Genomic DNA, 26,390 nt, shown 5'->3' with positions numbered 1-26,390 from the left:
GGAAGGTGGAAAAATCAGTTTGGAACGTGATATTGGTTATTCGATTGCGGTAATACCCTGTACCTTTAATTTATCTTATATTGTTTTTAGAGAAGATAAGCCTGTAGGTGTAATTCTAGGAGGTATCAAAATTGGTGAGGATTTTAAAACTCTAAGATGTGGGGGATAATACACAGAAACAAAAATTTAAAAAACCTTATAAAAAATTACACTTTATTGGATATGAAAAAATATATGATTTAACCTACAGAGTATGGAAACTACAAGGTAAGAATCCGCTTAAAACAGATAAAAATTTTATTCAAAACAAAGTAGAACTTATGACTTATGATGATATTGATACACCAAGAAGGATAGATTATTACCTTCTACCTTGACAATGAGAGTTTTGTATATTTTAAGCCTATGCCATGTAATTACTATAGGATAAAGGATAATAAAAAACCAAAAGTTTACATCTTGGAAATATTTTTTTAATTCTTTAGAAAATTAAAATGTATATAATACAGATATAAAGAATAAAGGGAGGCAAAATAAATGAAATCCAAAAGAAAGATTATATTAGAAAAAATGAAGACCTGTATATGTTTTATGATAGTCATAAAAGTATGGAAGGTACCGGGTACCACCCGAATCTCAAACCTTACAAAAATTGCTAAAGGAATTGGTTTCAACAGAATTTTCAGAGGGAATAGTGTTCTTCACGTTTTTGGAAATCCATTACTTCCTGAGCTAAATGAAATTGCTTACCGAAAGGGTCTTGTATCTAAGGTTCTTAATATGTTAAATGAGAAGCCTCCTAAAGGCCAATCCAGTTTAATATGGGAATAGTATCAACATCTTATCCAATTTTTAAGTGGTATTTAAAATGATGTTATGGATAAAGGGATTTATATAGGAAGATTAAAAACACCCTTTTGTTTATAAGAAATAAGCAAAAGGGTTAAATTTTTATTTTATATTATTTTTTCTTAATATTTTATCAGATTTATTAATTATTTTTTTTGCTTCATTTTTTGTGGTTTGGTTAAAAGACGTCATCTTTATGAATTTTTTAGAACTGATTTGCCCAGATAAAAATTTATTTACATTTCTTTCTAACATAGCTATAGACATTTATAACGCCTCCTCTTTCAAATTAATTATACCATGTTTTTCCTTAATGAACAACATACATAAACTTATCATTTGGGAATAAATATATAAATTATCTATATCTTCATCAGAAAATGAATTTTCCTCTTTACCATCTATAGTAAGAACTGCAACAACTTCATTATTTATTTTTATAGGTATTCCAGCCAATGATTTATAATGTATTTTATTCTTTTTCTTTTTATCATAAGTACTTTCTTCAATTACATTTCCACAATTATGTATCTCACCTTCAAGAAAAACTCGGCCAACAAATGACTTATTTATTGAAAAAGATTTATTTTGTAATTCAGTAGAACTAGCGTATAAAGTTGTTAGATTATTATTTTCTTTAGTAGGTATCCATAATACACATCTGTGCTTTTTTGAAAGAGATGACTTTAAGACACTTGGAACTTGATAAATAATAGCTTCAATTAATTCATTAAATTTATAAATATTATCATCTCCATTTAATCTATTAAATATAAGTTTATTTAATGCGCAAAACAATTTACTTGTTGAGTTATTAATATTAATTAATTTTTCATATTGTTCAGCTAAGAGACGTAACATTTCATTAGCTTCTGTGTGAATTTTTAACAATTTGATATAATCTTGTTCATGATTAAAAGATCTAATAGTTTTTCTAATAATAATTATAGCAAAAATTAGAATTACAAAAATAATTATTACACCTATTGTCAAAACAATACCATTTATCATTTTAGTATTAGCTTTATCTAAAAATAATTTAATAGATTCAATTATCAAATCTTTACTCATATTCATAACAGCTCTACAATATACCAACTATTAACATATTATAGCATATTATGGGAGATAATACATAAATTATTATAATTTGGTTTCTATTCTTCTTACTATAAATTATTCATAATGGCACAATATGGTTAATATTATATCTAAACTCCAAAAGTATGTGCTAAAACGAAAAAAATTTTCTTTCTTAATGCTATTGCAATAATTGGGTTTACTTTTCCTTACATATGAGACATTACCCCCATAAATAAGAGGGTATCTGTCTTATCATCTTCAATAGCATAGATAAATGGGCGATTAGCTATAAATTCATCTGGCTCTATTTGTGCACTTTCTGTCATTTCAACTACTGTAACACCTGAAGCTTCGCTACCTTCTTCATTGACTTCTATCACTGCCTTATGTAAAACCCTGCTAATAAATATGCCTTCTTTAATACCAGAGAAATCAGCGGATTCAGAAAAAGCTTCCTCCATACCTAATTGACGTAAAACATTCTTTAAATCTTTTATACCATATTCCACTTTAAATCGTGGAATTTTCACGTATACATCCTTAGTTTCTTGTAAACTTTCCTTCATTTCGTGCCATGTATCTTTATTGAGGTTATTTATAAATTCATCCATAGTTACATTTTCATTTGGTAATAATAAATACATGGATTTGCTTGGATGACATTGGTTACCCGGTACCTTTCATATATAAAAGGAGGAAATGAATTGAATTTAAAGAAAATAAGACTAGAGAAAAAGCTATCAGTGCCATAGCTTGTTGAGTTATCGGGAGTACCACGAAGAACTATTCAAGATATAGGAAAGCGTGGAGACTGCAAGGTCTCCACTGCTAAGAAACTAGCTAAAGGGTTAGGGGTTTTTTTAGATGAATTATGTGATTTTCAACCTAGCGAAGAATTTTAGGTTTTTTCTTTGCTAAAACTTAATTTGCTTAGACTAGGGATTGTTTATATGCTCTAGTCTTTTTTGCTTCCACAATAAGACCAATACTACATAATAATAACAAAAATGTTATAATATTATAAGAATATTTTGGATTTATCTTTTCTTTGAGAATATATTAATAGTTCTACAAATAGTGAAGGAAAATCCTTTTGAAAGCTCTAAAAAATAGTTTTTAGACAGTTACACAGTTATATAACTGACTACTGTTTAAAATAATAAGGGGGATGAAAATGAAAAAGAGCGTAAAAATCATAATTAACTTAATATTATTTATAACAATAGTAGGGTGTAGTAATGTAAACAATAAAGAAATAATGCTAGAAAAAGAGGAAATCATAGAAAGTAGGGTACATAAAGTAAGAGGGAGAGATATTAAATATAAAGTACCTAAGGGATATATTGAAGATGACGATACTGAAGGGGAGATGTACAGATCTTATTATAAAGATGCAGGTGTAGATGACTATATGATTGCAGTGTACAATATGTCTATTTCAGAGAGTAATTATACTTATGAAAATATAGAAGAATTAAAAGAGAACTATGTATATGGTATAGAGCTAATGGTAAAGTGAGATGATGAAGATTATAACAAAGATACAGCTTAAAAGTTAGGCGAATTTAAGAGGGGACCTGAATATATACAGTTAAATGAATATAATGATGATGAATATTACACTACCTTTATACTAAGCCTTATGCCAGAATACTCTTTAAATGCGTATTACTTTTACGATAAAGAAACTATAATAAGGATAGAACTTAGATGTGATCCTATAGAGATTAACAGGGAAGAGGTAAGTGTAAAAATACCAGAAGAAGTCAAAAATGATTTCGAAACAGTAGTTAAATCATTAATAGATTTAAGGTAGTAGGGGTGCAAGCCATTAAATACAAATTATAATAATTTACTTTATTCTATAGAGATGTAGGTTATTAAAACAGACTTTAATGAAAAATCTAAAAAAGGATTTTCAGTTTCTTTGACAAGAATCGGGCAGCACCCGGTACCTTTTACTTAAAAAATTAGGGGGGAGTGTAGTGAGAACAATAGTATTAATATCTTGTGTAAGTAAAAAGAAAGAAGTTGAAAGTGAGGCAAGAGAATTATATCAAAGCACACTTTTTAAATTAGCATTAAAGTATGCAGAAAAAATAAAGCCAGACAAAATATTTATATTATCAGCATTACATGGAGTCGTTGAACTTGAACAAGTTATACGACCTTATAACGTGACGTTAAATAATATGAGTGAGAAGGATAGAAAAACTTGGTCAGAAAAAGTTATTAACCAACTTAAAAATAAAAATATTAGTTTTGATGAAGATAAATTTATTATTTTAGCAGGTAACAATTATAGAAAATATTTAGTAAGAAATATGAAACATGTGGAAGTTCCTATGGAAGGACTAAAAATAGGACAACAATTATCATACTTAAAGGAGAAAGTTATTAATGAGTAGATATTGTGAAATATTACATAAGCAACTGTCCAATTTGCAGAGATATTCATTTCCGTTTGATAAAAATCCAATACCTAAAAATGGTATATACATACTGTTTGAAAAAGGAGAAACTGGACATGGTGTTGATAGAATAGTTAGAATTGGTACACACACTGGTGATAATCAATTAGTTTCGAGATTGAAGCAACATTTTATTAAAGAGAATAAAGATAGAAGTATTTTTAGAAAAAATATTGGGAGAAGTATATTAAACAAAAATAAAGATAATTATTTAGAAAGATGGGAGTGGGACCTTACTTCTAGAAAAAATAGAGAAAAGTATATGCACTTAGTAGATTTAGAATATCAAATGTCAATAGAGAAAAAGGTAAGTAAATACATTAGAGAGAATTTTAGCTTTGCTGTAATTAGTATAGAAAATAAAGACAGTAGACTGAATATAGAAAGTAAATTGATTTCAGAAGTATCAAATTGTAGTAAATGTATAAGTTCAAGTAATTGGCTAGGAAATTATTCACCTAAAAATAAAATACGTCAGTCAGGATTATGGCTAGTAAATGAACTTTATAAAGATGGGTTTTCTAAAACTGAATTTGAAAAATTTTTAAAATTAATTAATTAGTGTTTATAGATATTTTAGGATTTAAAAGTATGGTTTATAAATCTGAGAGCAATATAGATCTTAAGAGAGTTATAAAGACATCTTTAAAATATTTTAAGAAATGGGAAAGTCCTACACGTTGGGGATTAAAAAATACAGAAATTGAGGAATCTGCTCAGAAGAAACATTTAGATAGATTTGATATTACAGAAAAAACAAGGTGTACATGTTTCTCAGATTCTATCGTGATATCAGTTGAAGTCGATGATGGAAACATAAATGAAGTCTTTTCTACTCTTGTGGCGAATATAGCAGACATGGGTGAGTATATACTTACAAATGGTGTTTTAATAAGAGGCGGGGTAACAGTAGGGAATTTATATCATGATTTAGGGAATGTGGTATTTGGTAGCGGATTAATTGAAGTCTATCAAATCGAATCTAGCCTTGCTAAATACCCTAGAATAGTGTTATCTGATAAGTTGATTGAGAAATTGAATTATCCAATTTATAGCAAGTCTGCTAGTTACCCATATCATCAATACATAGATAGACTTTCAGATGGAACTGTTGGATTTCATCAAATGATAGTTCTTCAAGTTGTTCAGAACTCAACAGTGATAACTGATAAACAACTTACAGAACATTTAGATTTAATACGTGATGTTATTATTAAAGGTTTGGATAGCAGTTTCAATACCCCAAATGTATATGAGAAATATGTATGGTTAAAAGAAGAATATGAAAAATTGCTTATTTTCACCGATGATAATGAAGTGAAAAAGAAAAAATTATAGATCAACAAAAGGCAGAGTCTCGACATAATATTTACTGTGGATATATAAACTCTATATATCCACAAGAATAACTACGCCTAACACGCCAGTTAACGATATGCTAGGTATTTGATTAAGTGTTCCGTGAGATTGACTTGTCGGTATTAAGTTATTGTAAGTAAAGTATCTAAAAGGCACGATCGCGGACTGCGATAACATTAGGTGTAATTATTTTCGAAGGTATGAAGGGGGGGAATAGAGTGATTGAAAAAGTAAATGCCATGAAAATTGAAATGGAAGAAATATTCGATTCGAATATGACGGATGATGATAGAATTAAATATCGAAAAAAACTGAATACGTTCCTTAGCAAAAGTAAAAAAGATGCGAAAAATACTATCTGTTATTATTGAGAGAGAGAATGTCAAAGCTTTTGCAATTCACATTCTGTGCCAGCTCTTGCACTGAAGAACATTTCTATTGATGGAGAAGTTTATAATACCAATAAATTAATTTCAAATCCTATTTTAGATGAAGAAGTTGGAATTAAAAAAAGGGAACTTTTCAGCTTATATGTAGAGATTGTGATAGTAAAATTTTTAGTGAATATGAAGATCCTGATAATTATAATCAGAAACCTTCAAATATAATGATTAGTCAAATGGCAATGAAGAATTACTTAAAGGACATAAGTAAACGAGAGTATGAAATTGCAATTTATAATAATGCTATGAAGTTAAATCCCATGATGGAAGATTATTTACAATATAGGCAATTTATTAATTTGATGGATTTGGAAGAATATACAAATGGATTTTTAAGAGCTAAAAGAGCCACAAAAAAACCACTTGATGAATACTATTACCTTTTCTATTATGAGAAGCTAGATTATGTAGTTCCAGTTGCTTTTCAAAGTAGTATTGCTTTGATTACAGATTTTGAGGGGAATATAATCAATGATGTTTACTATTTATCACATAAATATAGAATACGAGATTTACATATATGTGTTTTACCACTGAAAGATGAAACTGTAATTGCCTTATTTGTTGAGAAAAATAGCAAAAGATATAGAAAATTTTATAGACAATTTAATAAACTTGATAGATATAAGAAATTAGAAGCAATAAATTACATGATTTTTAGTTATTCTGAAGATATATATATGAGCAAATCTCTCAATGAAGAAGTAATAAATAATCCAAAGCTAAAAGAAATTGCCAAGATGACTATTTTTTTAGAATCGTCTGATCCAATTCAAGATGCGTTAGGAATAGCGCAAAAGGAATTTAGTTTTGATAAAATGAATTCTATTCCTAATATTCTAAGTGAAGAGTATAGACTTCGATAGTTCGAAAATAACTACGTCTAGCATTTAGCATGTAGTACAAAAGTTGATTTTTTTGACTGTTCAATTCATAGCGATTACTATTTTGCTAAAGAGAAATTATGATATAAAAGGAACGATTTTTTAGGTCGTAGGAAATACTTATTGTAAACTCTTCTATGATAACGAGGATTTGTTTCCAAATAACTCGTATAACTAATTCATATGTTATGAAAATCATATCAACCATATTACGAAGAATAAAGTTATTGATTAATAGCAAAAACATCACCTAACACAGCAGTTTCCGACACGACTTATTATCAAAAGGAAGTTATAGAAGTCGCATAGGGAACTGTGGGAAAGTTACATCACTAAAACAGACTTTAATGAAAAATCTAAAAAAGGATTTTCAGTTTCTTGGACAAGAATCGAGCAGTACTCGGGACCTTTAACGGGCGATATCTAGTACCTTTTATATAATAAAGATTAGTGTAATATGTAATATAAGGTCCTCATCTTGAATAGATGGGGGTATTTTGACGCTTATATATTTTTATGTAAGGCCCCCTTTGTTAAAATAGTTGTTGTCGACCGCTAAAGGCTTTCTACTATAAAGTGTACCCCCAAAAGTTAGACACTAATGTCTAACTTTTGGGGGGGGAGATAAGAATCCTCTCCCAAGAAGAATGATTTTGTGAGTCCGATTCAGAGACATCTCAAATGCGAAACGTTATAAAAATTATTTTAGTATATTGAAATGAAAAAAACATGTAAAGAGGTGAGACAACTGAAAAAATATTTTACGTGGAAAGAAAAATTGTCAGCTATGTCAAAAAAACACTTCTGTAAAGTAATTGATTCTAAAATAAGAAAGATTGAAAATACAAATTATATATTAAAGAGTAATGAAGAATTGGAAAATATTATAAAAACTGAAAAATATAATTATATTTTTCAATCATATAGAAATGATATCATGAATTTTATTTCAATACTTATATCTGTATTAATCCTTTTTACTTCTTTTTCATATTCATTTATGATGGAAATAGAAAGAGTAAATTCAAGAACAATGTCGTATTCTGAAAACTGTACTATTTTTGATAATACAGTTTATAATACAGAGAAATTTATAAAAAAACTTCAAAATGAAAAAAATTTGAGCTTTAAATATTTAGATGAAATAGAAAATATTGTATTATATCTTAAAAACAATAAATTATTTATTATTAAAGGAGAAAATGAGTTTAAGGAAGCTTATAAAAAAATGACAACTATTTCAAATAGTCTTCGTGGTAAAACAAAACTTCATAAAGAATTTAAAAATATAACAAAAGATTTTGGAGAAATTGATTTATTAAAATTTGAAAAATATATTATCAAGAAAAATTTAGAAGTATTAGAATTTGTGTATAGTATTGTAAAACAGTTACTAATTTTAATTACTTTTATATTTTGCTTAATAATATATATTAATAGTACTATATCCATTATAAGCAAAGCTAATCAAGTTTTAGTAGAGATTGAAGTTTCTAAAGCAAGACAAGCTTTAAAGAAAAAGAAAATGGTCCAATTTAAACTAGACTTTGAATAAAAAATTTTCCGAAATGTTATCTAGTAACATGTTTGCATAAAAGGACACATAGGATCATCTAAAGGTGGAAAGCTAATTGATATTGCCGATAAAGATATTATTAATAAATTGATAAAGATACATAAAAATGAAGGCTTTACAGACTACACTATATTATTCGAAGTAACTGATATTAATAAAGTTGATATAGTTTTGTAAGCATATAACTCTGATAAAAACACTATAAACGTAGATTTACAGATTGATAATTCATGTATAGTAAAAGGAAAAATTCTTGATTTTGATTATGGTAAATATAAATCTAAAAGTGAAAGGTACCTGGTACTAACGAATCTCAGATTAAAGCCACTAAGTACTACTCAATCTTCTGGCTATTTTTATAAAAATTTGCAGGGTAAGGTAACCGGTACCTTTAAGCAAATAAATGAAATGGAAATAATATTTTAATATGTTATAATATAACAATAATCTTATGCAAATAAATATAAGATTTTTAGTGAATAAAAGAATGAAAGGAGTGAATTGTATATAAAGAATAAAAACGATATTGTAAAAATTTTAATTGTAATATGTATTGGTATACTGTTACTGAAACTAATAGGGAATTTTATTGTAAAAATAGAGATTGCATCAAATAGGATTGAAATAAGTGATTACGATAAGTATAAATTAATAATAGCTTTTCTATTTACATTATTTGGTGTATTAATTGAATGGAGAGAAATTATTAGGATTATTACTAAAGGTTTTTGCTTCAGATGGAGCTATTTAATTGCTTCTGTAATTCTTATAATATTTCCCATGATCCCATGGCAAATTATGCTAAATATATTTGAACTTAAAGCAGCCTTTTATCTTTCTGCGTATATTCGCACTGCACTAAGTATATTAGGAGGTATTCTATTAGTACGTTCTTTTAGGAAACGTGCTGATGAAAGGTAAGATCAAATATTCATGATATCGATAAAGCTATTAGTTCAAAACATGAAAATAAGTGAAAATTTACATAAGCTAAAATAGAAATTTGGATAAAGCTTAGGTTATATTCTTTATATTTTCGCTAAAAAAGACTTTAATGGAAAATCTAAAAAAGGATTTTCAGTTTCTTCGACAAGAATCGGGCGGTAGCCGCTACCTTTCACACAGGTCCAGTTCAGGCACGTTGGCAAGCCAAGATGTTAGGTGAAATGGGCTGCAAAACAGAAGCGACTACCTGTTCCTAATAACTTAAAAGAGAAGGATTGAAAAATATGATCTATCGAATAGATAAAATACATTGTCCTGGCAAAGATTTTATCAATATTGATAAAGATGAATATGAGCAAATTATAAAATCGAAAGAGAAACTATTTGAAGTACTTTATATTGAAGAGAAATTCGATTTTATATTGACCAGTTATGAAGAATTTGAAAGTGAGTTATTAACGATAGCTTTAAAGGCAGTTATTTATGATAATTATGAGTGGGATAACTTGGCTAATGATATTCGAATAATGGATAGGAGAATTATTAATTTATTATCTGTCTGTAGGCTGTACTTTGATCACACATCAAATAGTCTAAGTAAGTTATATGGAAAACAATCAGATAAGTATCAAAAGTTTCAAATAAGTCGTAATTATGAATATGATAATAACTTAGCTTATAGGATGATGGAAGGGTTAAGAAACCATATTCAACATAATAATTTATCAATACATAAGTTGCTTTATAGTAGGCGAAGTAAAGATTTAAAAAAAGATAATGAACTTTTGAATTCAGCAGCAATTTATATGGCAGTAGATAAATTAAAAAATGATAATGCATTAAAGAAAAAGGTTTTATCAGAATTAAAGACTGAAGATGGTTTTGTTGATATTAGACCTTATATAAGAAGTTATTTAAGTTCAATAACTAAAATACATGATGATATGAAAAAGAAATTGCGAAGAGATTTAGAGAAATGTGAAAATGTTTATAACGAGACAATTGAGAAGTATTATAATAAGTTTTCGCATAATGAAATTAGTATTGGCGTTATGAGAATTGATGAACATAAAAAAGCTATAGATAGCATTTCTATCCTCAATGATGTTATTAAAAGAAGGAAAGAGCTTGAGAAGAAGAACAGTGGAATTAAGTTTTTTCATGAGGTTGTTATTTCTAATAAATAATATCTTGAGAAATTAATGTTTTGTCAATGTCTGGATTGGGGTGAGCAGCCCAATACACCTAACACTGTAACTAACAACATCTCCATGATTATTAGAATACGCACAGTAATAAAAGGTCTACTCTACTATGGTGATATTGTAGAGCTTAGATATGGGGACGTTGTTAGTTGTGAGAACGTTACAACGTATCCACAGACTTTAATGAAAAATCTAAAAATGGTTTTCCGTGTTTCTATTTCATTTTCGACACGACAAGATTCGCGTAGAATCGGGCGGTACGCGGTGCCTTACCTTTCCAAAATCATTACTCTTTTTTAGCACAAAATCTCCTAAATGGTAATTATAAACCTTCTCCTGTTCGGAGAAAGGAAATTCCTAAACCAAATGGAGGAATAAGGCTATTAGGCATTCCTACAGGTATTGATCGATTAATTCAGCAAGCTACCGCTCAGGTATTAAATAAAGTATTTGATAAAGAGTTCTCTAAATATAACTATGGATTCAGACCCAATCGTAGTGCACATATGGCTCTTAAACAATCAAAGGCATATATAGAAGAAGGATACAAAATAGTAGTAGATATGGACTTAGAAAAATTCTTCGATACAGTAAATCATGATATTTAGATGGGCATTTTAGTGAAAAGAATAAAGGACAAGAAGAATCGGGTGATACCCGGTACCTTTCATTGAAAGATTGATTTTATTATTAAATACAATGAAATCAAAATAGTAACTACTCCATTTGACATAGGTAAAAGAAAATCTAGCCAATCTCTCTTTTTATCAATTTTAAGATACATATTAATCCTATTTTTCTCAAAATTAAGTTTTTTTTCACTTTTGTATTCCTTCATTATTATATTTTCAATTTTGAATTGATTTATTTTCTCTAAATCATCAAATTTTTTATACTTTTCTGTTAGTTCAGCATATTTCAATCTTCTTTTATTTTCTAACATTGTTTGTTCAATTGAAAGTCTTGATTTTTCACCTAATGACGTAGATTTAAGATATTCTTGATTTATTCTATTATTCTCGTCAAAAAAATAGTCATCAATTTTATTTTTTTCTCTATAAAATTTTTCTCTAACTTCATTAATCATTGCATCTTTTAACAATTTTTCCTGTGTTTCTAAAAATTCCTGTACAGTTAATTTGCGTATATTATTTATCATTTCATCTATTCCAAGACCAATGGGGAGTCTGTGAGCACGAATAATTTCTTTTTCAATCTTATATCTAAGAAAATGTGAATACGTTAATATTGCTACCAGCACTAAGAAGATTATATCAAGAATTATTTCATTATTTAGATTTAATACTATTCCCAAAACGCTGACCTCTTGAACTGTTATAAAAGGTAATCTAAACAAGTAATAAATGATACAAATCTGTATTAAAAATTTTCCGGATTGTTTAAAATTATCACTATAATCTACTGAAAACAACTGATAAAATATATTTAAAAATTTTTTGTAATCTACATTTTTTCCACTCATTAATTCATCTCCTAATAGATTTATATTATTTTTTGAATTTCAGCTAACCAAGGTATTTATTACATTTGTATAAAAAATAAATTTTTCCCTAAACAAGACTAGTATAATACAGCCCCACTGTCGAAACCAAGCAAAACAGGTCGAATATTAAAATAATAGCGAACTGTTTATATAATAAAATAATTTTATAGAACAATAACCAAACAAATCTATTGAATAAAAGAAAATATATAAAGTATATTAAGAATATACAAGTAAAACTACAAAAAACTGTCTAATTTAAAACTAATATAAATCAGACAGTTTTTTTCCCCTTACATATGAGACATTACCCCCATAAATAATAGGGTATATGTCTTATCATCTTCAATAGCATAGATAAATGGGCGATTAGCTATAAATTCATCTGGCTCTATTTGTGCACTTTCTGTCATTTCAACTACTGTAACACCTGAAGCTTCGCTACCTTCTTCATTGACTTCTATCACTGCCTTATGTAAAACCTTGTTAATAAATATGCCTTCTTTAATACCGGAAAAATCAGCGGATTCAGAAAAAGCTTCCTCCATACCTAATTGACGTAAAACATTCTTTAAATCTTTTATACCATATTCCACTTTAAATCGTGGAATTTTCACGTATACATCCTTAGTTTCTTGTAAACTTTCCTTCATTTCGTGCCATGTATCTTTATTGAGGTTATTTATAAATTCATCCATAGTTACATTTTCATTTGGTAATAATAAATACATGGATTTGCTTGTATCTTTATAGGGTAATTTTATAGCTTTATAATTTCCAGTTGAGGCATATTGAATATCACTGGTCTTTGACATCATCAATACCTTTGATGTGTTATTGGAATTATTGTAAAAAACATCTTCATATGTTCTATTTTTATCGAATTTATCATACCACTGCCCTTTAAAATAAACAGCATTAATTAAATACATCATAACATTATTAGAAATAGGTGATTCTAACATTTTATTAATTTTACCTTTTGTTGATTGAGATATCCAATTGTTAATTATATTTGTAGCATCCTCTTGACTAAAATCTAAATTTTCGATCTTTGCAAAATAGTTATCCCTATTGGTTGTTATAAAATCATCTTTAACTGTTACACCCTCTCGAATCCAAATAGAATTTGCAATATTTAATTCTACACCTTCAGTACTTTGAAAATAATTAAGCAGATTTTTATAAGACTCATTTAAGGCATCTTTTTTTATGCCATTGTAGGATAAAGTCTTATCCATTCCTTCCCTCGTTGTTCCTTTTGCTCCATTATAAGTCATAGATAAAGCTGTTGAAATGCTCATAGGTGAAATAACAATATTTTCTTTTTGCTCCTGTTCTTTATAAAGTTCTTTAAATAGATTAAAGGCGAAATCTAAATTGCCATCTGTTACTTTAGAGTCAATAGTATCAATATTAAACTCATAACTATCTTTTTTAGAACAGCTTACAAGAATTACAACTACAATACATATGCTAATAAATACAAATAAATATTTCTTCAAATTTATCACTCCTTCGTTTTATATTAAATAAGACGTAAAGATGGTAAATTTGTTCCTGTTTTTGTTTTATCTTTAGTTGAAGAAGAAAGCCATCACTAAGTAAAATACTACCTTAATATGATATAATAAGTAAAGAATATTTCATATATAGGAGAGTATTAGCGACATAGGTGTGGCTGGTAACCCCTAAGTTATGGGATATACTTATATTATGTACTAAAAGCAATGATAACTTTCTTTAAAAAATAAGTTTAAAAAGGATATCTAGTATGGTTTTAAGAGTATTGAAATATATAAATAAATATCGAAATATTATTATTATATATTTTTTAATATTAGCATATTTTTTAACTTGGGTACCTAAAGAATTTAATCATTCATTTGATGGAGTGAAGTACAGACTGAATAGTGATAAAATAATCAAAGAAACTAGAGTGGTTTTTGAAGGGGTTTTGATTAAGCCTATATTTGGTGGGAATAGCTTTAGTGGTACAATTACAATTGATGGAGTAAAATATAATGTTTTTGAATTAAAATTTGATGAATTTAATAGTGCTTCTATTAATGGCTTGAAGGACTCAGGAGCATCATTTAGTTTAGGTTATATATATTTTGATAAAGCTTATGAAAGTTTTACAATTACTTTATATGAGAAAAAAGGACTTAATAGTTACGGCTGGAATCCAGAGAATGGTTTGATGGTTACGGCTCCTGCCCAAAATAGAGCAGAAGCTGTTGAATTAGCGAATTATCATTTGCAAAAGAAGATGATTAAAAGAGGGACAGCTAGATTCAATTAGGTCTAGCACAATTATATAACAAAATGTTTGCAAAGGGGTGCTGAGGAAAATTTTTATAGTCAAGCCATTGCACCACATCTTTTTCAAATATGCTGCAAACACGAAAAGTTAAGAGACATAATTAACATTGTAATGAGAGGAGATATTAAATGAAAAGCAATAAGCAAAGTTCAAATAATATTATAGTAGGAGTAGTCATTGCAGCTATTTTTATCCTGTTAATGCGTAATTTTTCATTAAACAATCAATTTCAACGGTTGCAACAAGATGTTAATGAATTACAAAATGATTTTAACAAGGTATCACAACAACTCAATACAATAATAGAAATGAATAGTATTGTATCAGATTCAGAATATAGGGTTGAAAAGCAAGTGAAAAATGATAAGATTTTTGCAAAGATTATGGTTGAATTAAGCTCAAATAAGTTGGGGTCCTATACAGATTTAAAACTTTTATACCGTACAACTTATGATTTTACAAAAGCAGAAAACTATGATTATTCTAATGAGAGTTGGCACTATACTGAGGTTAAAAATAATAATGGGAAATATTTTGCTGATTTTATAGTCCCTTTTTCTTGTAATTATGAGTTGAAGATTGCTTATGAGGATAATAAGAATATAGATTATGAGCAATTACCCAATTTAGATTTGTACTCGAAGTCAGAACAAGTTTTCATGAAAGGTATTAATATTTATAGGGTTAATAAATCCAAACTTGAATTTGACGTGCAGATTGCAAAGTTCAAGTCTAGTATTGATACAAAACTTTTAAGTGCAGCATGTAATGTATATTATGATAATGATATAGTGAAAGCCATTGATATTTTAAAAGCTAATGAAGTAAGTGGTAGAAAAGAACCTAGAGTCCAACTAGAACATTTAGACGGAGATTATTGGTTTATTATTGAAGAAGTGGATTTCAGTAATATTGAAAAATTTGATAAATCTAAAGTAACAATAGAGATTGTCTTAGAGGATTCAATAGGCAATATATACAAAATGGTCAGGAAAGTCGACTGATGCCAGTTAATTATGACGCTTAACAATGTATTAGGGGAAAGAAATTACTGAAAAAAACTTAAAGTAGTACTGAAAAGAATTAGATAATGGCAATGGCTGAGGAGGTAAACTAGTGATTATAAGGAAGATTAACATAGATGATGCAAAAGAGTTTTTAGATATGCTAAAACAGTTAGACAGAGAGACAAAAAATATGTTGTACGAAGAAAATGAGCGCAAAACAACTGAAGATGAGATGAGAACACAAATAAAAGATATCCTTGAGAGCAATTCTTTAATATTGATATCTGAAATGGATGATAAATTGGTTGGATTTTTATCTGCAGACAGGGGCTTTGCAAATCGCATAAAACATAGTGCATACATTGTAATTGGAATTCTAAAAGAGTATAGAGGTAAAAAAATAGGAAGTCGCTTATTTCAAGAAGTTGAAAGATGGGCAAAAGACAATTCAATCACTAGACTAGAGCTGACAGTTATGAAACATAATAAAGGTGGAGTAAATCTGTATAAAAAAATGGGTTATGAAATAGAAGGGGTAAAAGCAAAATCATTGATAGTGGATGGAAAATATGTTGATGAGTATTATATGGCTAAATTAATATGATTCTGATTAATTTGAGTCTTTAAAGAAAATGCAGCTTGAAAAATATAAAGTTTCTAATTAACGGCGGACTTGAATTACTAAATCTTGAAGAAACAAAAGAGCTTATAGCAGTTTTTGTTATATTATTTTCATAATAAACATAAGGGGGAAAGCTATTTTAAAATGGATAAATCCTATGTAAAAAAAATAGTAAAATATTTGGTAACACTATATGTGATACTATCTATCATAATCAGTTTATCTTATAACTTGATTATAGATAGGGTTATCGGGAATAATAGCATAATATTTAAATCCTTTGAAGGCAATAATTATATGGTTTATTTAGAAAAAGAAACTGTAAATTTTGTTGAGATAAAGGATGCTAATATAGGCTTGTTTGGTTTTTCTAGAGTACCATTTATATCCACAAAATTAGTATATGATCTAAGGGAACCTCAAAAATCCACATATAAATTTGATGGAACTAAATATACACTAAAGGATGATCTGTTATCGTCTGGGATAGTTGTGAAAGGATGGAAGCTTACTAGTCCTTATGGGATTATTGAATCTAAAGGCATCTATTTTGGTGTTAGCAATTGTGAATTAGACATAGATCAAGCAGAAAAGTATTCTTTAGAGGAAATAGGAGAAGGCTGCTATGTATTTATGTTTGAGGATGAAGAAGATATAAAAATTGATAAATTATATAATATTGGTTTTTAATAATATACTTTACTCTAAAAATTACCTATCCGTAAAAAAATTGACACCTAGTCTAGGCCAATATAGGATGATATAATCCTAACTATAAAAAGTAGTTAGAAGGCATAAATGAACAAAATAAGTAAAGGCCAATTCTATTATTACAAAAGAAAATACTCATCTACAAATGAAACAAGATTCCATTCTATTGATATTAAGGATGTTAAAAATTATATAGCAGATAGTAATATTGATAAGGCCGCAATTAAACTTGATATAGGTAAAGCTAGATTACATATTCCCCAGGAAATTGCTGGAATTACCCTTGAATCTGTAATTAAAGAATCGGGCGGTACCCGTTACCTTTAAGGAAAATAAATAATGACAAAAATATAAAAACATAAATCACTCATCGACAAAATAATCAGTATCAATTTTCTTTATCTCATAAGTATTTTCAATAGAAACCCCAATGTTAAAATCAATCATGAATTGAGCTAATTGTTTACCATTAATCAATATTATTTTATTGGCGATAGTGGATACATAATCTTTAGCACCCTTTGTAAATCCAGAAGTAGTAATAAATACACCTTTCTTTGCTTTCTGTCCTGCCAAAGCCCCAACAAACTTTTGAATCTCAGGGCGGCCTACTGAATTACTCCATCTTTTGGCTTGAATGTAGATAATATCTAAACCTAAACGATCTTCTTTGATTATTCCATCAATTCCACCATCATTGGTTTGTCCTATAGCTTTACCAGCGTCTTGACGAGAGCCACCATATCCCATTTTTAATAAAAGGTCTACAACTAGTTTTTCAAAAAAAGAAGGGGAACAATCCATTACCTGACTAATTAAGCTTTGAGATAATTCATCTCTGATTATATGATAAGCATTTTCTAATCTTTCTTCAGGTGTTTCTTCAATATTAGTATCACTGGAAATTTGCACATCATCTTTTTTGCTACTAGATTTTTCTTTGAAGTTTTTGAATTCAGGGAATTTTTTTAAATATGCATTAGTAAGCTTCTTAGGGTTTTCGGAAAGAACTTCTAAGCCACGGTCTGTAATTTTAAATATTCCCCTTTTAATATATTCTATTAGCCCAGCTTTTTTAAGATATGTACGAGCCCATCCAACCCTATTATTGAAAATAGCTTGTTTACCACTTGGAAGCAACTTATTTTTCTCATCTTCTGTTAATTCAAATTTATCTGCAAGATAATTGATAGCGTCCCTTAAAGAATGTTCTTTTTTATCATTTGCAAATTTCAATAAAGGAAGCATAAGTGTTTTGTAATCTGGGATTGACATAATATTCACCTCGGTAGTTGTAATTATAAAGAATGTATGACAGTTAGAACTGTAACTTGACATATTATTTATTATCTTCAGTTTATCACTCAGCCACAACGTTTTACCTAGAATAATTTATACATTAGCTAATTCAATATCAAAATTTTTACTAACAGATGTATAATTAAGCCATTTATTGATATTAGCTAATAATATTTTATTAGGCTGTTAAATTTTTAGCTGTAGGTGGGAAATAGTACTTTGGCTGGATTTTCCTTTTTCTAATCATTCTTCCTTTATTGCAGTGTATATTTCATATAAGGGTTTGTGTTCACGATGCCGTTGAAGCTTACAGGTGACTACTTATAGTTATGGGTTGCATAATGCAGTCATCGACTTGGTTGCTAAGCGTGGCTTTCTTTTAAGTTGACTCCTTCTGACTCGCCCTATTGGAGCCCCTACCACGTCGTTCTGTGAACATGTTGTTAGAAGATGTTAGGTCACTCAGCTTCATAGTTATTCTCAAATCCAACTCTATTTTTCATTTTTTTAAATTCATCTTTCAATATGCTGTATCTACAACGGTCGATAAATATTCCTTTTCTTAGCCTATCTTTCCTCATGACACCTTCAAAAACAAATCCATTTTTCTCATAACATTTTTTAGCTCTATTATTGTCAGAATCTACTCTCAGCCATATTTTTTCTAGTGTAAATTTATTGAATAGAAGAAAATGTATAAAGTATATTAAGAATATACAAGTAAGACTGCAAAAAAACTGTCTAATTTAAAACTAATATAAATCAGACAGTTTTTTATTTCATAATTCCTAATAGGTACTATAAAAACCCATTTATACATTGCAATTACTACCTTATTTATAATTCTACATTTTCATGAAAAACCCTTCTTTAAAAGCAAAAATGATTAAAAGACTTGTAAATTATGAAAGAATAATTTTCGTCGACCTCCGGGGGTTTTTGCACTATGATATGCTCCCTTTTTCATAAACAGATTTTTTTATTTCATCTGTCTATTCTAAGGAAAGCATATCACTATTAGGGGTCGATGATATCGGCATCAATAAATAGGATAATTTTTCAAGTTGAACCATAAGTTCAGGTATAAAAATATCTAGAGGCTTAGGTGATACATGGTGGATTTAACCAAGATTAGAGCCAGATGGAAGCAGTTTCAATATAATCTAAATAAATTTCAAGAAGCTTTTAGTAAACTGGAAAAAAAGCAATTTCCGTAAAGGAGAAAATAACAAAGGAAGGTGAATAAATAACTGGGGGAAAAGTGTGTCTAAAATTAGAATTTAAAATTAACAGTAAATAAAAAATAACAATTTGACAATAAAACTATAAATGTATATAAATAGTGTTAAAAATAGAAAAATTTGGTGATATAATGAAACTATAAGTAGTGAAAATTCACATATAAAAAGTGACTTATAAAAAATTCTCAAAATTTGAAGATTGAAAGGAGATAGAGATATGAAAAAGGCATTTATTCTTATTTTAACATTGACTTTAATACTTGCGTTAAACATTAATGTATTTGCAGAAGGTAATTACAAATTTGACGAAGAAGGAAAACTTATAAAGGTTGATGAAAACTTTGATAATACCGTAGATGTAGAAGTTGATGGAGTTAAAATTAAATTCAAGGATGCTAAACCCTTTATAAATAAACAAAACAGGACAGTTGTACCAGTAAGATTCATAGCAGAAGCCCTAGGAGCAAAGGTTGACTGGGACGGAGAAACAAGAACGGTAATTATAGACCAAAATGAAAAACATATTGAGCTTAAAGTAGGTGCTATGGAGGCTACAGTTAACTCAGAAACAATAAAGTTTGATACAAAGGCTGAGATTTACTTTGATAGAACCTTTGTACCCTTAAGATTTGTGTCTGAAGCCCTAGGAGCTGTTGTGGGGTGGAATGGAGATACTAGAACGGTTACTATTGATACTAAGAGTAAAGAAAAAGAAGAACAGGTAGAGGTATCGAAGGATGTTGAAGAAATGATTGCTAAGCTCGAGGATGAGGAATTGAAGGAAATTGTTAAAACAGTTCCCAATATTCAACTTGGTAGAGATAATAATAGACTGGAATATGACCAAGGGAATGATTTTAAGTGGAATACCGCAGATATAAGAATACTTAGTTCAACGGTAGAAGATGAAAAATTAACTTTAATCACTGTGTATTCAAGATTCTATGATAAAGATTATGCAGTTCTTAAGGATATGCTTAAAGTATATTATCCAACAAAATTTGAAACGGTTTATGATTATGTAAGGAATGTAATAGATAATGAAAAGCCGACAACAAAAAAATCAAAGCAATTTTTTTATGACGGAAGAACTTTTAGTAGCAAGAAGCTTGAAGGCGTGGTAAGTATATATATAGGAGGTAAGGATAATGAATAAAGCAATATCAAGGATATTAATAGTATCGCTACTAATATCCTTTTTTATCTTTCCTATAAGATCAACAGCTCAGGAAAAGGATTTAGTGGCTTATGTACCTCATTATAGATTAGTGCAAAAAGGAATCTTAATATACAAAGATCAGGATGGAAACTGGATAAATGGAAAACTAGGGGAAAAAATTGATATAGAGCAGGAAATAGACATTAAGGAATTTGAGGATCAGGAAACTATTGATAAAATTTTAAATGTAATAGCTTACCCCTATGATTTAGGATTCATGTTCTCGACAGAAGATTTTTCAAGGAGTATAAATAAATTTTCTCAGACTAAAGATGACTTTATTAAGAATTATTATAATCATGGCACCGATAAAATTGAAATAAAGGAAAGGTATTTAACCGATGGAGTTTTTAAGCTTAAATACAATACAGAGCTTACACCTCAGATTGAGCCCTTGAAGGTTTCAGATTATACCGATGAAGATATTTATATTTTTCTTGGACAAAATCCCAATAATCCAGACCCTAAATTAAAAACAGAATTAAAATCTATTAGAAAACTTCAACCAGTAGAAGGTAAAGTTCCTGAGGATTTAAAAGAACCTTTAAATATAAATGGGAAAAATTATAATTTAAATGAAAAAATACTTAATGAAAAAGGGTATTTAGTATATGGTGATCATTCAAGCATTAAACCTAATGATTATGAAAAAGGTCAATATAGATATCTAGGTTATGATCTTAATAAAAACCCTTTTACAAATGAATCTTTTCCTCCTGATGTTGAGACGGGACTGGAACCTTGGGAAAAAATTTGGATTAAAAATCCTTGGTTGAAGGATATAGATAATCAGAAACAACCTAAAGATAATGACTATAATGATAATCCAGAAGCCATTACATGGCTCAATCAATTAAAATGGGCAGGCAAAAACGGCTGGACAGGAGAAAAGCTCATAGACCATTTTATGATTCAATCGCCCCAAACCGATTATGCACAAGGCAGTTTTGTAGGCTGGCATGAATATATTGATGAAAATGGTAATAAAAGAATTTTATATCAAACCTTTAATATTCCTCCACGTAAAAATTTTAAGCAAACTGAAGCCTACATAATATTTGTCCCACTAATAATTGAATATTGGGTAGAAGCAAAAACCGACAATCTGGCCATAAAGGATATTAGAAATGAAACAAGCGAGATAGAGTACGACGAGATGTATGATTTGAAATTCGATGTATATAACATGTGTCTTCGGGATGCCTATGATGTCACAGTAGATTACTATTTACAGTATCCTAATGAGCTAAAATATATGTTTACTGATGCTGGCAATGAAGTGGCTGCTCTAGGGAAGTCAATTGGAGGACTAAATTATAATATCCCCGAAGACTACAAAAGAGATACCTTTGAGCTTGTGGCCAAATTAAATATGAATGATAAACACCCCGCAAAGTTTGCAGATGGAACAATCATAGAGGAAAGTACAATGGCCGATAATGAAGTATCGATTCTTATACCAATAAAGGATAAGGAATCCTTCGACCTTGAGGTAGTGGATATTAAATATAAGGAATATATGGCAGGTTCCTATTCACCGGTTATAGTTACGGTTAGAAATAATGGAACAACTAATTTAGTAACGAATTTGAAGCTTGATGTAGAAGGAAATACAATAACCAGGGATAAGGTTTTTATACCGGCAGGTAAAACAGGAAATGTAACATTTGGACTTCAAACTCCAAATGTAGAAACTAGATTTAAAATAACAGCAAAGGTTGATTATAACAATAAAATTAAAGAAACTAATGAAAAGAATAATACAAAAACCATAAATTCAAGAACTATAAGAAAGCAGGAGAAAATATGCAGTCCTTCATATGTTACCTGGACAGAATACAGAGATAGGGGAGAATATAAATCAGGGGACAGAATAAAAACTTGGACTCATACCGAGGAGCGCTGTAGCGGATCAGGAGAAAATAGAAAGTGCGAAACAGTAACCATTGTTGATGGCTATACAGTTAGATTTTATGCAAAGCTTAGAAATGTTAAAGTGGAGGTTGACTGGAGAAACAAGGATCAGGGCTTTATAAAATCTGGCTATGGAATAGAAGTAAAGGCAAAGGCTGATATAGTATCAAATTACGATAAGCAGAGCCAAATAAAGAATATACAAAGAGCCTATTTATATACACCAAGTGAAATAATAGAAATGGAAGGGTCCAATGGAAGATTTGAGCTTCCAGTAAATCCCGAAAGTGTAATAGAAAGCAAGGTTCATTACATACCGGTACATACCTCCGATGGAGACTATAAAATAATGGTGGCACTGGGTGGAGCATCTACCCCTGGTGGAATATTAAATATTTGTGAGGATGTAACAATCAAGATAAAGGGAGATATGTATGAGGATGATAATACTTATTAATTAAAACCATATTGAGGACTACAAAACTAATGAAGGAAGAGACATTATGAAAGTTTTAAAATGGCTAGGATTAGTCCTTGTTACACTTTAAAGGATTGATATCTATACTGCCAAACATAAAGCCCCAGGCAAAACTATTTGGAATGGAAAACAATAAATCTTCTGAAGAAATTCCCCAAATGCAGTACAAAATATAACCACCTATAAAAAGACTAAAAATATAAAAGTTTTTAACAGATTTAGCTCCATATTTTTCATTTAAAGCCTTACAACAAAGCTGTTTTGTAGCTAATCCAACAATGGCAAATAAAATTTTTAACAATAAGTGCATAAGAGAACTCCTTTAAACTAATATATTACCATTATAGCATAGATAAGCATTATAAAATATACTAAATAGAATGTTAACGAAAAGCGAGGGATTTTAAAATGAATTTAAGTGAAAAAATTATATTAAGCTAGTGGAAATATCCCGAAGTTAAAATAAATGTATTAGAAATCAATAATAAAAAGGAATTGCCAAAATGGGAAGATTGTAAGAAAAAAGAATTATGGGTAGGAATTGTTAGGAGAAAAAGAAGCGATTGAATACATGTAGTAAGACATCAAATAGAAGGAACGTATGATTTAAAAAATGCTGCTGAAAAACTAAGTGACAAAGAATTAGAATTTATAAACTGCTATCCATCTGAAAATCAGTATTGTTCTGAGTGTAAAGAATTTTCAACAAGGATAGATAAAAATGGTAAATGTAGAGATTGTAATGATAAGGAAGAATATTAACTTGAGGATTAGTGATGAAAAGGTTGTGCTATTATGTAAATAGATATCTTGTCATTATAATTTCAATAGGGAGAGTTGATTATGAAGATAGTGGATAATATAATACTTGATTTTAATTTCTATTTTGCTGGAATTTTTGATGATTGTGTTAAAAAAGAAGTTGAATTTTTGGAATGCTTTTTATCAGAAAACAGTCAATTGGTTTTTATGGAATTAGAATGTAACCTTTATCCCAAACTAGACAGTGAAATAACAGGTGTGAGTGAAGAAATTAAAAAAATAGTTTTAGAAAATACAATTTTAAAAACTAAAGAAAAATTATTTGATTTATATTATGAAACAGGTGAAGACGAACAATTCTATTGGTATGCTCCTAAAAACAAAGAAGAAATTATTCAAGTAATTGAAAAAGATTGCGATTCTTATAGTTGTCTTGTTTTAAAAAAGGGAAAAGAACTCGAAGATTATGATTATTTGCTAGATAAAGTGGAGAATTTAACCTTTAAAGATTCCATTACTACAACAGCATTAATAATACATGAGAAAATTGAAAATAGTTTTAAGATTGATATACGACCCAAAATAGAAAAGTTGATTAAGTATTAATTTATGGGTACACATAGAATTGTTCTTTGAAAACTGAATAATACGGTATTGAAATAAGTGAAGTATTACTATTTTATGTAAAACTTTTACACTGAATATAATTGATATGCTATAATTTTCTTATAGGTAAGACAAAGTTGTATTATATTACGTAATAATATAGAGTGTAAAAACTACATAAAATATAAATATGGAAAGGTGAGTTAAAATGAATCAAGTAATGTCATGTATATTAGAACGTAGGAGTGTACGAGCATATACTTCAGAAGAAATAAGTGAAGATACTATTATGCAATTATTGACAGCGGCTAATTGGGCTCCATCAGGTAACAATATACAACCATGGAGATTGTAGAGAGACAAGTTAAACTGCAAAACCCCCGAAGGGAAAAGATAAAATAATAAACCGTGGGATATATTGGGATTACAAGAGAAAGAACGATTTAGCTAGAGATAGGATTTAAGAGGCGATGGACACGAATAATTGCAAAACCATCTAGCTGATCGGCAGTTTTTGAACGAGACATGCTGCTGTTAACGAATTTAACGTTACAATAAAACGCTTTGTAACGTGTACCGTCAGTATTAGAACTAATCAGCGTTAAAGTGTGTTAACAAGTTTTTTACCTTGGCTATAGTATATCATAAAAATTGGAATTTTAAGCGTGCATTTTTTAAGGGTTAAGCGTGCATAGGTATAAGTATTGAAAATACTGAGTTTTATAGATTGAAAGAATTTTTTTAAGCGTGCATTAAATTTAAATAAAAAAGTGGAAATAATTCAAGATTTAAATTTGGAAAATAACCACAATTTTTACAAGAACCTGATATCAAATGACAATTAACATTTATCATTTTGAGCATATCAAACCGGTGCTTGTTTTTTTTATGTTTATTTAGTGAAGAACTTCACTATTGCAAGATAAAAAATATTAGTGAAGTTCTTCACTTTTTGAGGATAAAAAAATCAAGCTGTAGCATCATCTAGAGTAGCGGTTTCTTCGCCATGCGTGAAAGTCGATGACTCTCCCTTTTTATTCGCTTCATTGTAACTTTGAAGCCTATAATTTACGTAATTTTTAATTTCCTTCAGCTCAGATGGAGGTAACTCTTTTAAAAGTTCCACTATTTCTTTTATATATATATTATCTACTGCTCCTAATTCTTTGATAGCTTTTATTTCTTTGTAAAGATCGGGAAAATCATTTTTTATAGCAAATACGCCATATGTTTGGTCTGGGGTATTTTTATTCATATTTACATTTGACTCTTCTTTAATTAGAGTAACAAAAGTTTCCCATATTTGCTTTAATAAAGTTTTCCTTTGGGGATTAAATATATTTGAAGGATCAGCTGGCTTACCATCTATTGTATAGTTTTCTATAAAATATTCTGCACTACCCTCTTTAGCCTTATTAAACGTATCTTCTTTTCCGATTAAAAGCCAATCCGTTGACACTCTAAAAAAATTTGAAAGTGCTATAATTGCAGTCGCTGTAGGGCTCAATGAATTGTTTTCTATTTTACTTATATTACTTCTTGAAATATTAGTTGCATTGGATAAATCTTGCTGCTTAATATTATGAAGTTTTCTAAGGTATTTCAATCTATCTCCAAGAGTGTTCAAATGAAATCTCCTTTCCTTTAAGTTCTTATAAGAACCAAAATATGTTCTTATAAGAAATATTTTAATATTTTTTCTCGTATAAGAACATAATACTATTGACAATGTTCTTATATGAACATATAATATAATTATCAAGTGAATTTCTACACCTTAAGTTTATCATAATTTCATAGGTGTAGTTAACCAAACATATGTATTGTGTCAAAAATAATTTGACATATAAAAAACTCTAATCTAATAATTCCCTCCATCGGAATTA

The 26,390-nt window shown here is 28.8% G+C and carries 33 protein-coding genes; 24 read left to right on the top strand and 9 right to left on the bottom strand.

Annotated elements, in window-relative coordinates:
* Positions 1-19: 19 nt before the first annotated feature.
* The 3 genes from B5X81_RS27395 (at position 20) to B5X81_RS10585 (ending at position 831) form a co-directional block, all read left to right on the top strand.
* Positions 20-169, top strand: coding sequence for a hypothetical protein (locus tag B5X81_RS27395; RefSeq protein WP_170917372.1), 150 nt, complete (start codon positions 20-22; stop codon positions 167-169).
* Positions 159-377 (top strand): hypothetical protein, encoded by a 219-nt coding sequence (locus B5X81_RS27805; protein ID WP_079491623.1) that lies wholly within the window; start codon positions 159-161, stop codon positions 375-377. Before B5X81_RS27395 ends, B5X81_RS27805 begins: the two co-directional genes overlap by 11 nt.
* Before the next feature lie 160 nt (positions 378-537).
* Positions 538-831, top strand: coding sequence for a hypothetical protein (locus tag B5X81_RS10585; RefSeq protein WP_079491622.1), 294 nt, complete (start codon positions 538-540; stop codon positions 829-831).
* Between the two features lie 120 nt (positions 832-951).
* On the opposite strand, the gene B5X81_RS27390 is transcribed toward B5X81_RS10585, so the two are convergent.
* The 3 genes from B5X81_RS27390 to B5X81_RS10575 all read right to left on the bottom strand — a co-directional run bounded on the left by B5X81_RS27390 (position 952) and on the right by B5X81_RS10575 (position 2,576).
* Entirely contained in the window at positions 952-1,116 is a 165-nt protein-coding gene (locus tag B5X81_RS27390) for a hypothetical protein (RefSeq protein ID WP_170917371.1), read from the bottom strand.
* Positions 1,117-1,920 (bottom strand): GAF domain-containing protein, encoded by an 804-nt coding sequence (locus B5X81_RS10580; RefSeq protein ID WP_170917370.1) that lies wholly within the window; start codon positions 1,918-1,920, stop codon positions 1,117-1,119.
* A 218-nt stretch (positions 1,921-2,138) separates the two neighbouring features.
* Positions 2,139-2,576 (bottom strand): serpin family protein, encoded by a 438-nt coding sequence (locus B5X81_RS10575; protein WP_079491619.1) that lies wholly within the window; start codon positions 2,574-2,576, stop codon positions 2,139-2,141.
* A 530-nt stretch (positions 2,577-3,106) separates the two neighbouring features.
* Between B5X81_RS10575 and B5X81_RS10565 the strand changes: the two genes are divergently transcribed.
* The 12 genes from B5X81_RS10565 to B5X81_RS10520 all read left to right on the top strand — a co-directional run bounded on the left by B5X81_RS10565 (position 3,107) and on the right by B5X81_RS10520 (position 11,423).
* Complete coding sequence (locus B5X81_RS10565; protein ID WP_079491617.1) at positions 3,107-3,451, top strand: hypothetical protein; 345 nt, start codon at positions 3,107-3,109, stop codon at positions 3,449-3,451.
* 123 nt (positions 3,452-3,574) lie between these two features.
* Positions 3,575-3,748 carry a hypothetical protein gene (locus B5X81_RS27800; protein ID WP_208985038.1) on the top strand — a complete coding sequence of 58 codons (174 nt, stop codon included), beginning with the start codon at positions 3,575-3,577 and terminating at the stop codon, positions 3,746-3,748.
* A gap of 169 nt (positions 3,749-3,917) precedes the next feature.
* The gene (locus tag B5X81_RS10560; protein WP_079491616.1) at positions 3,918-4,340 is read left to right on the top strand and encodes a DUF6884 domain-containing protein; all 423 of its coding nucleotides are present in this window, start codon (positions 3,918-3,920) and stop codon (positions 4,338-4,340) included.
* On the top strand, positions 4,333-4,965 hold the full coding sequence (locus B5X81_RS10555; RefSeq protein WP_079491614.1) for a hypothetical protein: 633 nt from the start codon (positions 4,333-4,335) through the stop codon (positions 4,963-4,965). The genes B5X81_RS10560 and B5X81_RS10555 overlap by 8 nt, the downstream gene beginning before the upstream one ends.
* A gap of 29 nt (positions 4,966-4,994) precedes the next feature.
* Positions 4,995-5,741 (top strand): hypothetical protein, encoded by a 747-nt coding sequence (locus tag B5X81_RS10550; protein ID WP_079491613.1) that lies wholly within the window; start codon positions 4,995-4,997, stop codon positions 5,739-5,741.
* A 221-nt stretch (positions 5,742-5,962) separates the two neighbouring features.
* Positions 5,963-6,133: a hypothetical protein gene (locus B5X81_RS27385; RefSeq protein WP_208985037.1), complete on the top strand. Its 171-nt coding sequence runs from the start codon at positions 5,963-5,965 to the stop codon at positions 6,131-6,133.
* A gap of 36 nt (positions 6,134-6,169) precedes the next feature.
* A complete protein-coding gene (locus tag B5X81_RS27795) occupies positions 6,170-6,370 on the top strand; it encodes a hypothetical protein (RefSeq protein ID WP_079491611.1) in 201 nt (66 codons plus the stop codon).
* Positions 6,370-7,071 (top strand): hypothetical protein, encoded by a 702-nt coding sequence (locus B5X81_RS10540; protein ID WP_079491609.1) that lies wholly within the window; start codon positions 6,370-6,372, stop codon positions 7,069-7,071. Before B5X81_RS27795 ends, B5X81_RS10540 begins: the two co-directional genes overlap by 1 nt.
* A gap of 736 nt (positions 7,072-7,807) precedes the next feature.
* Positions 7,808-8,644, top strand: a complete 837-nt coding sequence (locus B5X81_RS10535) for a hypothetical protein (RefSeq protein ID WP_208985036.1) — start codon at positions 7,808-7,810, stop codon at positions 8,642-8,644.
* Between the two features lie 522 nt (positions 8,645-9,166).
* Positions 9,167-9,586: a hypothetical protein gene (locus B5X81_RS10530; protein ID WP_079491606.1), complete on the top strand. Its 420-nt coding sequence runs from the start codon at positions 9,167-9,169 to the stop codon at positions 9,584-9,586.
* Positions 9,587-9,894: 308 nt separating this feature from the next.
* The gene (locus B5X81_RS10525; protein ID WP_079491605.1) at positions 9,895-10,797 is read left to right on the top strand and encodes a hypothetical protein; all 903 of its coding nucleotides are present in this window, start codon (positions 9,895-9,897) and stop codon (positions 10,795-10,797) included.
* Positions 10,798-11,168: 371 nt separating this feature from the next.
* Entirely contained in the window at positions 11,169-11,423 is a 255-nt protein-coding gene (locus tag B5X81_RS10520; protein WP_079491603.1) for a reverse transcriptase domain-containing protein, read from the top strand.
* Positions 11,424-11,482: 59 nt separating this feature from the next.
* Here the strand turns inward: B5X81_RS10520 and B5X81_RS10515 are convergent, their stop codons facing one another.
* Positions 11,483-12,298 (bottom strand): hypothetical protein, encoded by an 816-nt coding sequence (locus B5X81_RS10515; protein WP_079491601.1) that lies wholly within the window; start codon positions 12,296-12,298, stop codon positions 11,483-11,485.
* 314 nt (positions 12,299-12,612) lie between these two features.
* Entirely contained in the window at positions 12,613-13,824 is a 1,212-nt protein-coding gene (locus B5X81_RS10510) for a serpin family protein (protein ID WP_170917367.1), read from the bottom strand.
* 269 nt (positions 13,825-14,093) lie between these two features.
* On the opposite strand from B5X81_RS10510, the gene B5X81_RS10505 reads away from it, so the two are divergent.
* The 5 genes from B5X81_RS10505 to B5X81_RS10485 all read left to right on the top strand — a co-directional run bounded on the left by B5X81_RS10505 (position 14,094) and on the right by B5X81_RS10485 (position 17,312).
* Entirely contained in the window at positions 14,094-14,624 is a 531-nt protein-coding gene (locus B5X81_RS10505; protein ID WP_079491597.1) for a hypothetical protein, read from the top strand.
* A 149-nt stretch (positions 14,625-14,773) separates the two neighbouring features.
* Positions 14,774-15,649 carry a hypothetical protein gene (locus B5X81_RS10500; RefSeq protein ID WP_079491595.1) on the top strand — a complete coding sequence of 292 codons (876 nt, stop codon included), beginning with the start codon at positions 14,774-14,776 and terminating at the stop codon, positions 15,647-15,649.
* A gap of 112 nt (positions 15,650-15,761) precedes the next feature.
* Positions 15,762-16,256, top strand: coding sequence for a GNAT family N-acetyltransferase (locus B5X81_RS10495; protein ID WP_079491593.1), 495 nt, complete (start codon positions 15,762-15,764; stop codon positions 16,254-16,256).
* A 162-nt stretch (positions 16,257-16,418) separates the two neighbouring features.
* Positions 16,419-16,964, top strand: coding sequence for a hypothetical protein (locus B5X81_RS10490; protein WP_079491591.1), 546 nt, complete (start codon positions 16,419-16,421; stop codon positions 16,962-16,964).
* Positions 16,965-17,072: 108 nt separating this feature from the next.
* Entirely contained in the window at positions 17,073-17,312 is a 240-nt protein-coding gene (locus B5X81_RS10485) for a hypothetical protein (RefSeq protein WP_079491589.1), read from the top strand.
* 36 nt (positions 17,313-17,348) lie between these two features.
* Here the strand turns inward: B5X81_RS10485 and B5X81_RS10480 are convergent, their stop codons facing one another.
* Positions 17,349-18,323 carry a restriction endonuclease gene (locus B5X81_RS10480; RefSeq protein ID WP_244282058.1) on the bottom strand — a complete coding sequence of 325 codons (975 nt, stop codon included), beginning with the start codon at positions 18,321-18,323 and terminating at the stop codon, positions 17,349-17,351.
* Between the two features lie 419 nt (positions 18,324-18,742).
* Positions 18,743-18,865 carry a hypothetical protein gene (locus tag B5X81_RS28425; protein ID WP_280175265.1) on the bottom strand — a complete coding sequence of 41 codons (123 nt, stop codon included), beginning with the start codon at positions 18,863-18,865 and terminating at the stop codon, positions 18,743-18,745.
* Between the two features lie 877 nt (positions 18,866-19,742).
* Here B5X81_RS28425 and B5X81_RS10475 point away from each other — a divergent pair.
* Positions 19,743-20,681: a copper amine oxidase N-terminal domain-containing protein gene (locus tag B5X81_RS10475; protein ID WP_079491586.1), complete on the top strand. Its 939-nt coding sequence runs from the start codon at positions 19,743-19,745 to the stop codon at positions 20,679-20,681.
* Positions 20,674-23,115: an Athe_2463 domain-containing protein gene (locus tag B5X81_RS10470; protein ID WP_079491584.1), complete on the top strand. Its 2,442-nt coding sequence runs from the start codon at positions 20,674-20,676 to the stop codon at positions 23,113-23,115. Before B5X81_RS10475 ends, B5X81_RS10470 begins: the two co-directional genes overlap by 8 nt.
* Positions 23,116-23,185: 70 nt before the next feature.
* Here the strand turns inward: B5X81_RS10470 and B5X81_RS10465 are convergent, their stop codons facing one another.
* Positions 23,186-23,446 carry a hypothetical protein gene (locus B5X81_RS10465; RefSeq protein WP_079491583.1) on the bottom strand — a complete coding sequence of 87 codons (261 nt, stop codon included), beginning with the start codon at positions 23,444-23,446 and terminating at the stop codon, positions 23,186-23,188.
* Between the two features lie 533 nt (positions 23,447-23,979).
* On the opposite strand from B5X81_RS10465, the gene B5X81_RS10460 reads away from it, so the two are divergent.
* Together B5X81_RS10460 and B5X81_RS10455 are read left to right on the top strand one after the other, a co-directional pair.
* Complete coding sequence (locus B5X81_RS10460; protein WP_079491581.1) at positions 23,980-24,504, top strand: hypothetical protein; 525 nt, start codon at positions 23,980-23,982, stop codon at positions 24,502-24,504.
* Positions 24,505-24,712: 208 nt separating this feature from the next.
* Positions 24,713-24,859 carry a nitroreductase family protein gene (locus B5X81_RS10455; protein WP_208985035.1) on the top strand — a complete coding sequence of 49 codons (147 nt, stop codon included), beginning with the start codon at positions 24,713-24,715 and terminating at the stop codon, positions 24,857-24,859.
* Positions 24,860-25,471: 612 nt separating this feature from the next.
* Here B5X81_RS10455 and B5X81_RS10450 read toward each other — a convergent pair.
* On the bottom strand, positions 25,472-26,131 hold the full coding sequence (locus B5X81_RS10450; protein ID WP_170917366.1) for a helix-turn-helix domain-containing protein: 660 nt from the start codon (positions 26,129-26,131) through the stop codon (positions 25,472-25,474).
* Positions 26,132-26,390: the final 259 nt, after the last annotated feature.

The sequence above is a fragment of the Maledivibacter halophilus genome (assembly GCF_900167445.1).
Classification (GTDB): Bacteria; Bacillota; Clostridia; order Peptostreptococcales; family Caminicellaceae; genus Maledivibacter; species Maledivibacter halophilus.
The sequence above is the reverse complement of the archived record's forward strand: the minus strand, read 5'-3'. Positions and strand labels throughout refer to the sequence as shown.